The organism is Tangfeifania sp. (genome assembly GCF_055108615.1).
On sequence record NZ_JBSQIC010000022.1, the window covers coordinates 1 to 11719 of the forward strand.

Genomic DNA, 11719 nt, shown 5'->3' on the forward strand with positions numbered 1-11719 from the left:
TTTTTTTTTTTGAATATTTGTTTAATCGAACTTTTTTTAAAATTGACTGCTTGTTTCAAATTAACACCTGAACCACCAACAAGTTTAATTTGCATGATTATAGAAGTGTGAGATTTTTATTCAAATTTTTCAAGTTCGGTCTTGTCAAAATCAGCATTGAGAAAAAAGTAGGTCCCCTCGTGGGTTGTGTTCAGCCGGATGATGTTCATTATTATGAAATTGCTTAGAATTTCCTGTGCTTTTTGCCTCGAAATTTGGGCCAGCCGCATGAATTTTGAAAATGTAATCCTTTCGTTTTCCCGGAGGTACTGAATCAGAAATTTTTCATCATCGGAATAGGTAAAACAAATTCCTTTTGGGCTGTTCTGTTTGTTCCAAACCACCAGTTGAATTTTGTGTGCTAAAATATTTTCATCGTTTTTTCTGATATAAGCCAGCCACTTTCCACTTTCGTCTTTCGCGTAATGGGGCTTTTCAATGCTGGGCTCTATTGAAATTTCGAGTACGGTTTTTGCTTCGGAATGCCATTGTTTGGTGGAAAAGTTGATGGGCGGGTTGCTGTAAATTTTGGCGGCTGCTTCAACCATGTAAAACTCTTCGTCGGTGCTTATTCCCACTATTTTGCCATTATCTTTCACTCCTATGAGAAGCCTCCCTCCATCGGTATTGGCAAATGCAACCAGCGATTTTGCAATTTTTTTCGAGTCGTTTATACAGTACTTGAAATCTTGCTGCTGGTGTTCGCCCTCTTCAATCAGTTTATGCAAAAATGTATTCACAACCGTTTTTTTAAACTTCGATACCAAAAATCACCCGGGCCAGGTATCCTAATCCAAATGAGATTAACCCGACTACTGTACTTAAAACTACCATTTCGAAAAAATGTTTTTTGAAAGGCTGCTCGTTGGCTACCGAAACGTAATAACTAAAGAGGAACACAATAAATACTGAGTTTAAAGCAGCCCAGCACAGGCTTCCCCAGGGAGAAGACAGGAGCAGGTAAGGGGCTACCAGGAAAATAACGGCCACGATATAGGCAATGCCGGTAAATATGGCCGATTTAACCGCTCCTTCCGTTTTCCCTTCCGATTTGTTGGAGAGATACTCCGACGACGACATCGAGAGGGCACCGGCTATGCCGGCAATAATTCCGGCAAGTGCCACCAGCCTGTTGTTCTGGAGGGCAAAGGTGAGCCCTGCCAGGGTACCGAGTATTTCGACCAGTGCATCGTTCAGGCCTAAAACAATGGAACCGATGTATTTCAACTTATCTTCGTCGATTAAGTTGAGCAGCTCATTCTCGTGCTCGTTCTCTTCCTGTTTTATTTTATTGGCTTCCGGGATTTCTTTTCCGATTTCGGTATAGTTTATTTGCGCCCTTTCTTCGCCGCGTTCCATCAGTTTTAGCCCGAAGGTAAGTCCGAGAATCCGTGAAATCCAGTAAAATTTCCGAATGTTCAGGGCACTCGGCGCGACCTCGCGGCCGCTTTGCGCTTCCCATATTTTATAATGCCTCAACTCATCTTCCGCAATTTCATTCAGGATGTTACGGTTTTTTTGATTTTTTGCTTTCCGGGCCAACCGTTTGTAAATGTGGTATTCGGTTATCTCGGTGCGTTGCGCCTTGATAATTTGTTTCCTCACCCCCGGGGTAAGCGTTTTTAAAGTTGTTTCGGTTTGCATTTTATTTCATCTCATTATTTCAATGGAATTCGCTGTAACTCCCGTGGATTATGATGTAACTCATGTGTGGATAGCGTTTATTCATGGTCGTTTCAGCCATTCAAAAGTTATATAATGGTCGGGGCTCATTCCTAATTTTTTATAAGTTTTGTGGGCCGCTTTGTTGTCCTTGTCGGCATACAAACGAATTCCTTTCAGCGACTCCTCTTGCAATACCAAATCTTTTAAATACAAATACATTTTGCTGTAAACGCCTTTTCTCCTGAATTCGGGAAGTATAAATACCGACTGGATCCAAAGCACAGTTCCGTTTCGCCAGTCGCTCCACTCGTAGGTAGTTAAAAGGGATCCTATGATTTTGCCTTTTTTTTCAGCCACATAGTAACGGCCTTTTGTGTCGTCATTTATTACTTCTTCCACACCTTTTTCTACTGTAGGTTGGTGAAGTTTAATATTTTCCGTTTCTTCGGCCATTGCCACTTGAAATTGGACAATTGCAGAAATATCTGCTTTATTTGCTATTCTTACTAACATTATTATTTTTAAAAGGCAAAATTAAAAAAACCGGCATAACCATTAAGATTTGGTTGATAAAAGTATCCGGCAAATTTTTTAGTATTAAAAAAACGCAATATGAAAATTGTTGTTGCTTCTAAAAATCCGGTAAAAATTGAAGCTGTACAAAAAGGATTTAAATCGTATTTTAATGATATTGAGGTTGAAAGTATTTTGGTCGATTCAGGGGTTTCAGAGCAGCCCGGCACCGATGATGAAACCCTAACCGGAGCAATCAACCGGGTAAAAGCCGCCAGAAATCAGATTTATGATGCTGACTATTGGGTGGCCATTGAAGGTGGGATTCAGGCCAACGAAAAAGATGTTCATGCTTTTGCCTGGGTAGTTATTTATTCGGCAGGGAAATATGGTGAGGCGCGGACTGCGTCATTTGTTCTTCCAAAAAAAATAGCCCATCTCGTGGCTGGTGGAATGGAGCTTGGAGTTGCCAACGACATGGTTTTTAACGAAACAAATTCGAAACAAAAAAACGGGGCCGTGGGGCTGCTTACCCACAACCAAATCGACCGGGTTGAGTTGTACCGTGCAGGTGTGGTTTTGGCTTTAATTCCCTTTGTAAATCAGGGGTTGTATTAGCCTGCTTGAATTAGACAAGTTAGCCTGCCTTTTGGGTTATCCGGTTAATTATTTCTTCCACCTTAATTTTTTCTTCCTGTAAAAGAACAAGCTGTAATTTTTCTTTTTCGAGTAAATTGCTCACCAATGGGCCAACTTCTCCGGTAATGATTACCGAAACGCCTTCTTTCTGAAGGTGCTTAACCAGTTTTACCCCGCTGTGATCTGAATCTTTGTACGGATTCTCAATAATTGAATATGTACCGCTTGCCTCGTTGTAAATAACAATGTTTTCACACTTTCCGAAGCGTAAATCGAGAAACGATTTTTCGGATTTTCCAGAAGAGGAAATTGCATATACTTTATTCATAACTTGAAAGTTGTTTTTTATTATAACAATTTTAAACCTGAAAGTTTTTTATTTCTGGTTGTTTAATGCTTCCCAGTATTCCAGCGCTTTACGTGTATGAGGTATAACAATGGTTCCGCCAACAACGTTTGCAACCGAAAAAATTTCAAATATTTCGTCGGTGGTAATTCCCTGTTCGAAACACTTCTCCAAATGGTATTTGATGCAGTCGTCGCAACGCAGTACCATGCTGGTTGCCAGACCAAGCATCTCTTTTGTTTTCCCGCTCAATGCACCGTCCTGGTAGGTGAGCGTATCCAGACTGAAAATTCGCTTCATTACCTTGTTGTCACTTTCCAGGATTTTTTCATTCATTTTTGAGCGATAATCCCGAAACTCTTTAGTCATCGATTGCATACACTGATTTTTAATTTAACAAGACTGCAAATATGCCATCATTCTGTAATAAGGAAAAGAAAAAACTAAATAAAAGTTCTACCTGTTTTATTTGGACGATTTCGTCAACTTTGCTCGCAGAATGAAATAACCTGCAACACCTGCTATTACTGACCCTGTGAGGACAGATAATTTGGCAGTGTTGGTAAATTCAGCAGTTGTAAAAGCCAGTTCTGTAATAAAAATAGACATCGTAAAACCAATACCGGCAAGCAATCCGGTTCCCAGGATATGGGCGAAATCAATTCCAGGCGGTAAGTCTGCAACTTTTGTTTTAACGGCAATGTAACTTAAAAGTGTAATACCTATTGGTTTTCCAAGTGTGAGGCCTAAAACAACACCCAAAGGAAGGGTTGCTGATTCGGGGGAAAAAAAATTGCCGCCCGACAGTTCAATGCCCGTGTTGGCAAATGCAAATATGGGCATGATAATGAATATGGAGAAATACTGGAGCGAATGTTCCAGCTTCTGTAACGGCGAATTTACCTTTTCATAGTTATCTTGCATATTTTCAATGGTTTCAAATTCTGCTTGTGATAATTTAAATTCTGATTGTTGCAATTCGCTGTTTTCTAACTTGTGGAGCGAATTATGAATGGTGTCGATAAATTTATGAGAATCCATTTTTCTGCGTGCCGGAATGGTAAAAGCCGCCAGTACCCCGGCTATTGTTGCGTGTACTCCTGAAAGAAGCAGGGGTAACCACAGAAGCAAGACCGCAACAGGGATGTAATACCAGATGTTTCGTGCGTTTGCCCGGTTCAAGGCTATCAACAGCAGAAACCCGCCCAAAGCAATAAAAAGCGCAACAAAATTTATTTCTGAAGTATAAAATATGGCAATAGCCAGCACTGCGCCAATATCATCAACGATGGCCAGAGCTGCCAGAAAAACTTTCAACGGCAGTGGAACTTTTTTGCCTAACATGGCTAAAATTCCCAGTGAAAAGGCGATGTCAGTAGCCATTGGGATTGCCCATCCCTCAAGTAATGTTGAGTTGGAAAAGTTCAGTGCGAAATAGATAAGTGACGGCACTAACATTCCTCCAACTGCAGCAAAAATCGGGAGCATCGAATTTTTTACTGATGACAGATTACCACTTAGAACTTCTCTTTTAATTTCCAAACCAATCAGGAAAAAGAAGATCGCCATCAAACCATCATTCACCCAGTAATGCATTGGTTTTGAAAGCTCGAAATCTTTAAAACTGAACGATAACTTGGTCTCATCCCAGAATTCGTGGTAATAATGCGCCAGCGGCGAATTCGCAATAACCAGCGCTGCAACGGTTGCAACAATGAGTAAAATACCGGAGGCACTTTCCGATTTTAAGAATTTTTGAATGGGTCTAATTGCACTTTCCATTTTTTGTAAGTTATAGAGTCAGATTAATTAATTATAATTATTTTTTTGCAAAAATGTTCACCGGGCGCAATGGAAAATTATTTTTACGAATGTATTAAAATCGGGACAAACAGCCTTGTATTTGCATAAAGATTCATGAAGTTTATTTTAACCATTGTTGGTTAGACAGTTAAATGAAACGAGGAAGTAAGTAGTGCCGACGTTGATATTTTGCAGCTATTTTTGTTTGACTGTTCCAATTAAAGTAGCAGACGTTGCTTTAGTAATTTTCACGTTTGCAAAGTCGCCTTTTTCAAAATTTTGTTTCGGGAAAACGACGACCTTATTTTGAGGTGTCCGGCCAAAAAGTTCTTCGTCTGATTTTTTGGAAACTCCTTCCACCAGCACTTCAAAGGTTTTACCAATATCCCCCTGGTTATTATCCAGTGAATGCCTGTTCTGAAGCTGAATCACTTCGTTTAACCGGCGCGTTTTGGTTTTCTCCGGCACATCGTCTTTCAGTTTTTTGGCAGCGTATGTGCCGGGCCTTTCCGAGTATTTAAACATGAAAGCCATATCGAATTTCACCTCTTGCATCAGCGACAATGTTTGGGCGTGGTCCTCTTCGGTTTCACTGCAAAAACCGGTAAATACATCGGTGGATAATCCGCAACCGGGCAAAATGGTTTTAATAGCCCGAATGCGGTCGAGGTACCACTCACGATCGTATTTGCGGTTCATCAGTTTTAAAATGCGCGAACTGCCCGATTGTACCGGTAAATGAATATGTTTGCAAATGTTGGGGTACTGTGCCATTATGTGCAGCACTTTGTCCGACATATCTTTGGGGTGCGAAGTGGTAAAGCGTATTCGCATTTCAGGATCGATTTTAGCAACCATTTCCAGCAAATCCCAAAAGCGCACCGGTTTCCGTTCTCCCCCGGGCAACCACTTGAAAGAATTAACGTTTTGCCCGAGCAGTGTTACTTCCTTATAGTTTTTTGCCGAAATATCTTTTACTTCATTTAAAATATCCTGTGGGTCGCGGCTGCGCTCGCGTCCGCGTGTGTACGGGACAATACAGTAGGTGCAAAAATTATTACACCCGCGGGTAATGCTCACAAACCCTGAAAGCGCTTTGTCGCCAAGGCGCACGGGAGTGATTTTGTCGTAGGTTTCAATAGGCGATAATTCGGTGTTGAAGGCTTTTTCTCCGCTTTCTACTTTATCGATTAAATAGGGGAGGTCGCGGTAGGCATCGGGCCCGGCCACCAAATCAACCACGCCTTTCTCCAGGAATTCATTACCAACCCGTTCGGCCATGCACCCGAGCACTCCAACCACCAGCTTTTTATTTTTCTTTTTGATGGCATTGTAATGGTTCAGCCTGCCCCAAATGCGTTTTTCGGCATTGTCGCGAACCGAGCAGGTATTCAGGAAAACAGCATCGGCTTCTTCGGGCGATTTTACCAACTGGTAGTGCCTTTCCTGCAAAATGGCAGCCACCACTTCGCTGTCGGCCACGTTCATCTGGCACCCGTATGTTTCTATGTATAATTTTTTGTGTTCCATTTCAGATGTGGCAAATTTAGTTCATTTTACCGATTATGAGGAATTCACTTTCAAAAGAATATTATTTCGTGTTTGTCAGAAATTGGTATTTTCTACATTTTTGTAACTTAATAGAAATTTAAAAGAAAGAAAAGCATATGTCAGGTCACAGCAAATGGTCAACCATAAAACGGAAAAAAGGGGCATTGGATGCCAAGCGGTCGAAAATGTTTTCTAAACTTTCGAAAGAGATTACTGTTGCAGCCAAAATGGGCGGGGCTGATGTGGAAGCAAACTCGCGGCTCCGGCTGGCAGTGCAAAATGCCAAAGGCCAAAACATGCCTAAAGACGTGATTCAGCGGGCAATTAACAAGGCCGATAAAGATTCTTCCAATTTTGAAGAAATGACATTTGAAGGCTACGGGCCCGAGGGGATTGCCATTTTTGTGGAATGTCTTTCTGATAATAATAACCGCACGGTAGGCAGTGTGCGGTCTGTTTTTTCAAAACATAACGGGCATTTGGGAACCAATGGCTCAGTAGCATTTCTGTTCGAAACCAAAGGTATTTTTGTGGTTCCGGTTACGGATAAAATTGACATGGATGAGTTTGAGCTCGAGATGATTGATGCCGGTGCTGAAGAATTGGAAGAAAATGATGGTTTCATTGAAATTACTTCTGCCATGGAAGACTTTGGCAGCATTTCAAAAAAACTGGAAGAGCAGGGCATTGATGCCGAAAGCCAGGGCCTGCAGCGCATTCCAACAACCACCACAGCTCTCGATGTGGAAGACGCTAAAAAAGTGCTGCGCCTGGTTGAACGCCTGGAAGAAGACGACGATGTGCAAAATGTTTACCACAACCTGGAAATTACACCCGAGTTGGAAAAAGCACTCAACGAAGAGTAGTTTGCAGCCGGTTCATTTTAAAAGTGAAAGGGGCTTTTCAGTAACAGAAATTTTCTGCAGGCAATTGTCAGTAAGAAAATCCGTTATTGTTTTAAGGTTTTTACGTTATATTTGCATTCTCAATTAAAGGGATTAATGAGGGCACTTTTTTTATTCATTACAGGTTTGTTTTTTTGCCAGCTTGCTCAAGCGCAGGTACTGTTTCCTGAAAGCACTTCTTCTGATACTGTGGCCATTCCCGAAATAACAGTTGACAGTATTCAACTGCTTTCAGAACTTGATTTGAACCAGGATTCCCGCCTCGATAAAATGCTGAAATGGCATATTGAATACAACAGAAGGCGCGATGGGATGGACGGGTACCGCATTGAAATTTTTTCAAGTTCGGCGCTTAACGGTAAAGAACAGGCCCTGAAGAAGAAAGTGGAATTCCTGTCGTTATACCCCGATGTTAATGTTTACGTAAAATTCAGGGCACCGGTGTTTAAAGTGAGGATTGGCGATTTCAGGACCAAAAAGGATGCAATGAAATTGTACAATCGAGTCCGGAAAAATTACCCCGGTGCATTTATTGTTCCTGACATCATAAATTTTCCTGTGCTGAAAACAAATAAATATGAGCGACCAGATTAAGCACGAATGCGGAATTGCTTTAATTCGACTTTTAAAACCTTTATCGTATTACAAAGAAAAGTACGGAACCTGGAAATACGGGCTCAATAAACTCTACCTGCTCATGGAAAAGCAGCACAACCGCGGGCAGGACGGCGCAGGTGCAGTTTGCGTGAAAGATCACCTCGCCCCGGGAAGTACCTACATCAACCGGTACCGTTCCATTCAGCAAAACCCCATTAAAGATGTTTTCGACAGGATAAACAAACCGCTGAAAAAAGCTATCCGCAAAGGAATTGATGTGAATGATTGCGAATGGGCTTACCAAAATTACCCGTTTGCCGGGGAATTGTACCTGGGCCATTTGCGTTACGGTACTTTCGGGAAAAACAGCATTGAGTTTGTGCATCCGGTAATGCGCCAGAACAATTGGAGATCGAGAAACCTGGTGCTGGCCGGCAATTTTAATCTCACCAATACCGACGAACTTTTTGAAGTGCTGGTTGACCTGGGTCAGCATCCAAAAGCTTATACTGATACTGTTACTGCCCTTGAGAAAGTGGGGCATTTCCTCGACGAAGAGAACCAGTTGCTTTTCAGGCAATATAAAAATGAAGGCTACCAGAACAACGAAATTTCGCCGCTGATTGAAGATAACCTGGACATTCGAAATATTCTGGAAAGGGCCACTAAAGATTGGGATGGCGGCTACGCCATGGCTGGCTTAATAGGCCACGGCGATGCCTTTGTGGTGCGCGATCCGTGGGGCATACGGCCGGCGCATTACTATGCCAACGACGAAATTGTGGTGGTGGCTTCCGAACGCCCGGTTATTCAAACTGCCATGAATGTGCAGTGGGATGAGGTTCATGAAATTGAACCGGGTGAAGCCCTGATTATTAAAAAGAAAGGCGAAGTAAAACATGAAATGGTTCGTCCGCCGCACAAAAGAACTTCCTGCTCGTTCGAACGGATTTATTTTTCGCGTGGCAGCGACCGGAACATTTACAACGAACGCAAAGAGCTGGGACGGTTAATCAGCCCGGCCATTCTAAAATCGGTTGATTACGATTTTATTAATACAGTCTTTTCTTTCATTCCCAACACTTCGGAAACTGCGTTTTACGGAATGCTGGAAGGTGTGCGCAGTTACCTCACCAACTGGAAAATTGATGAGCTGAAGAAAAAAAACGGGACACTTAGTGACGATGATATAAAAAAGATAATTTCGTTTGAACCCCGGGTTGAGAAAATTGCCATTAAAGATGTGAAACTCCGTACTTTTATTGCCGACGATGCCAGCCGCGACGACCTGGTGGCTCACGTTTATGATGTTACTTACGGAGTTATTAAAAACGGAGTGGATACCCTGGTGGTTATCGACGATTCCATTGTGAGGGGAACAACACTGAAAAACAGTATCCTGAGAATTCTTGGCCGCCTTAAACCCAAAAAAATCATTGTGGTTTCGTCGGCTCCACAAATTCGCTACCCCGACTGCTACGGAATTGACATGGCACAGCTCGATAAATTTATTGCTTTTAACGCTGCCATAACTTTGCTGAAAGAAACCGGGAGGGAATCGGTCATCGAGGAGGTTTACCAAAAATGCAAGGAACAGCAAAATCTGCCTAAAGAGGAGATGGTGAACTATGTTCGTGAGATTTACCGTCCCTTTACAGCCGAACAAATTTCTGCCAAAATTTCTGAATTGCTGAAACCCGATGAATGCCCCTCGGAAGTTGAAATTGTTTACCAATCGATTGAAAACCTGCACAAAGCTTGTCCCAACGATACCGGCGACTGGTATTTTACCGGGAATTATCCCACCCCGGGAGGCAACAGGGTGGTGAACTCTTCATTCATAAATTATATTGAAGGAAAACACCAACGCGCCTACTAATTTTGGTTTAGCAGAATCTTTTTATCTCCGTAAAAACAATTTGTATGTTGGCGTGTTAATTTAAAAGCCTCTGGAAATGAAAGATGTAAATTTGTCATGGCGTATTATTTATCTTTCCTTCGGGAAAAAATTATCTTTCAATTTTCAGGGGTTTTTTTATACTTCTGAATGAATTTTTGATATTCTTCACTCATTGCCTCCCGGCATTCATTACACCCTTTTTCAAAATTTTTGCCTGAAGCACTGGGCCGAAACAAAGAAAGAATGATATCGCTGATTTTTTTTGCTGGCTGAAGGAGCGATAATTGTGTACCCAATAGCAAATCTACCAAACTTGCTTTTTTCTTCAAAATGCTGGGCATAAGTTATTTGGTAACCTAAAATTAACAACTGTACTGTAAAAGCTAATCTTCCCGTTATGCACGGTTTCTGTTGAAGAATGCGATGATACGAAATCAACAATAAGCTGTTTCCTGCTTTCAAAAAGGTATGTATCTCGGAACATGGGTGATATCATTTTGTGCAGCCATCATGCTTTTTAAATTTGCCTGCCCAAAAGTCAACAGGATTATGCATTGCAAACTTGAAGAAAAAGCGATTCGTGATATTGAAGCAACCAACGTGGTTCAGCAAACTTCGTTTTGGGCACGCGTGAAAAATAAGCAGGGGCTGGAACCTTTTGCTTTTGAGTATGCTGCTTCGGAAGATTTATTGAAACCAGCCAGTAGCGGTCAAAAATTTATTAATGACGATTTGCTGGTGCTGGTGCGTTACATTGACGAAAAACACAGTGTTGCATACATTCCTTACGGGCCGGTTGATGAACCCGACTTTGAAAACCAGGGCGTTTTTATGGAAGAGCTGGCCGAGGCTATGCGTCCTCATCTGCCTGAAAACTGCATTCTTGTCCGGTTCGATTTGCCGTGGGAAAACCAGTGGGCGCACGAAGATGATTTTTTTGACGAGCGGGGAAATTGGATCGGTCCGCCTTCGGCCAACCAGCAGGAGTTCAGGGTGAATTTTAAAACCAACAACTGGAACCTGCAAAAGAGCCGGAGCGACAACCTGCCAACCAACACTATTTTTCTGGATTTGAACCAGGGGCAGGACAGGCTTTTGCAAAACATGAAATCCAAAACGCGTTACAACATTCGCTTGTCGAAGCGCAGGGGAGTTCAGGTGAAAAGCTACGGCATGGATATGCTTGAAACCTGGTATGATTTGTACCGCGAAACTTCAATGCGCAACGGAATAACGCTGCACCCCAAAGAAAATTTTTACGACTTTTTTGAAATTCAGAAAAATGCCGGGAAAGACATTAATACCCACCTGCTGATGGCCGATTCTGAAGGCGAATTCCTGGCGGCTATGTTTTTGGTGCTGGCAAAAAAACGGGGCACCTATTTGTACGGTGCATCTTCTGCAAACAGGCGCAACCTGATGGCTACTTACGCGGTGCAGTGGGAAGGCATCCGTCTGGCGCAGGAAGCTGGCTGCGAAGAGTACGACATGTTTGGCGCGGCTCCCAATGCCAATTCGGGGCATCCGATGCACGGCCTTTACCGCTTTAAAAGTGGTTTTGGCGGTTCCTTTTTCCACCGCATGGGGTGTTGGGATTACCCCTTAAACCAAACACAGTACAACGCTTTCAGGGCGCAGGAAGTGAACAGCCAGGGGTATCATACCAATTAAGCAGAGAGAATAAGGGTGTCATTTGTCTTTCTTAAAGTATTCATTACTCCAAATAAATATTTTGACCCTTAAGATTATTGAATTTTGTTC

13 protein-coding genes are annotated in these 11719 nt (G+C 42.3%); 5 read left to right on the forward strand and 8 right to left on the reverse strand.

Annotated elements, in window-relative coordinates; genetic code table 11:
• Positions 1-116: 116 nt before the first annotated feature.
• The 3 genes from ACTCNA_RS06945 to ACTCNA_RS06955 form a co-directional block, all read right to left on the reverse strand.
• Positions 117-779, reverse strand: a complete 663-nt coding sequence (locus ACTCNA_RS06945; protein WP_462947177.1) for an AlbA family DNA-binding domain-containing protein — start codon at positions 777-779, stop codon at positions 117-119.
• 10 nt (positions 780-789) lie between these two features.
• Positions 790-1683: a VIT1/CCC1 transporter family protein gene (locus ACTCNA_RS06950; protein WP_462947178.1), complete on the reverse strand. Its 894-nt coding sequence runs from the start codon at positions 1681-1683 to the stop codon at positions 790-792.
• A gap of 81 nt (positions 1684-1764) precedes the next feature.
• The gene (locus ACTCNA_RS06955) at positions 1765-2217 is read right to left on the reverse strand and encodes a GNAT family N-acetyltransferase (RefSeq protein WP_462947179.1); all 453 of its coding nucleotides are present in this window, start codon (positions 2215-2217) and stop codon (positions 1765-1767) included.
• A gap of 99 nt (positions 2218-2316) precedes the next feature.
• Here ACTCNA_RS06955 and yjjX point away from each other — a divergent pair, with 99 nt between their 5' ends.
• Complete coding sequence (yjjX, locus tag ACTCNA_RS06960) at positions 2317-2835, forward strand: inosine/xanthosine triphosphatase (RefSeq protein WP_462947180.1); 519 nt, start codon at positions 2317-2319, stop codon at positions 2833-2835.
• 19 nt (positions 2836-2854) lie between these two features.
• Here yjjX and ACTCNA_RS06965 read toward each other — a convergent pair whose 3' ends face one another.
• The 4 genes from ACTCNA_RS06965 to miaB all read right to left on the reverse strand — a co-directional run bounded on the left by ACTCNA_RS06965 (position 2855) and on the right by miaB (position 6535).
• The gene (locus tag ACTCNA_RS06965; protein ID WP_462947181.1) at positions 2855-3184 is read right to left on the reverse strand and encodes a NifB/NifX family molybdenum-iron cluster-binding protein; all 330 of its coding nucleotides are present in this window, start codon (positions 3182-3184) and stop codon (positions 2855-2857) included.
• A 48-nt stretch (positions 3185-3232) separates the two neighbouring features.
• Positions 3233-3538, reverse strand: a complete 306-nt coding sequence (locus ACTCNA_RS06970) for a carboxymuconolactone decarboxylase family protein (protein WP_462947182.1) — start codon at positions 3536-3538, stop codon at positions 3233-3235.
• Positions 3539-3667: 129 nt separating this feature from the next.
• Positions 3668-4984: a Na+/H+ antiporter NhaA gene (gene nhaA, locus ACTCNA_RS06975; protein WP_462947183.1), complete on the reverse strand. Its 1317-nt coding sequence runs from the start codon at positions 4982-4984 to the stop codon at positions 3668-3670.
• A gap of 216 nt (positions 4985-5200) precedes the next feature.
• Entirely contained in the window at positions 5201-6535 is a 1335-nt protein-coding gene (gene miaB, locus ACTCNA_RS06980; protein ID WP_462947184.1) for a tRNA (N6-isopentenyl adenosine(37)-C2)-methylthiotransferase MiaB, read from the reverse strand.
• Between the two features lie 137 nt (positions 6536-6672).
• Here miaB and ACTCNA_RS06985 point away from each other — a divergent pair, with 137 nt between their 5' ends.
• The 3 genes from ACTCNA_RS06985 (at position 6673) to ACTCNA_RS06995 (ending at position 9937) form a co-directional block, all read left to right on the forward strand.
• Positions 6673-7422: a YebC/PmpR family DNA-binding transcriptional regulator gene (locus ACTCNA_RS06985; RefSeq protein WP_462947185.1), complete on the forward strand. Its 750-nt coding sequence runs from the start codon at positions 6673-6675 to the stop codon at positions 7420-7422.
• Between the two features lie 135 nt (positions 7423-7557).
• Positions 7558-8055: an SPOR domain-containing protein gene (locus tag ACTCNA_RS06990; RefSeq protein ID WP_462947186.1), complete on the forward strand. Its 498-nt coding sequence runs from the start codon at positions 7558-7560 to the stop codon at positions 8053-8055.
• Entirely contained in the window at positions 8039-9937 is a 1899-nt protein-coding gene (locus ACTCNA_RS06995) for an amidophosphoribosyltransferase (RefSeq protein ID WP_462947187.1), read from the forward strand. The genes ACTCNA_RS06990 and ACTCNA_RS06995 overlap by 17 nt, the downstream gene beginning before the upstream one ends.
• Before the next feature lie 137 nt (positions 9938-10074).
• Here the strand turns inward: ACTCNA_RS06995 and ACTCNA_RS07000 are convergent, their stop codons facing one another.
• Entirely contained in the window at positions 10075-10287 is a 213-nt protein-coding gene (locus ACTCNA_RS07000) for a hypothetical protein (RefSeq protein WP_462947188.1), read from the reverse strand.
• 139 nt (positions 10288-10426) lie between these two features.
• Here ACTCNA_RS07000 and ACTCNA_RS07005 point away from each other — a divergent pair, with 139 nt between their 5' ends.
• Positions 10427-11629: a lipid II:glycine glycyltransferase FemX gene (locus tag ACTCNA_RS07005; RefSeq protein ID WP_462947189.1), complete on the forward strand. Its 1203-nt coding sequence runs from the start codon at positions 10427-10429 to the stop codon at positions 11627-11629.
• The last annotated feature ends 90 nt before the right edge of the window (positions 11630-11719 follow it).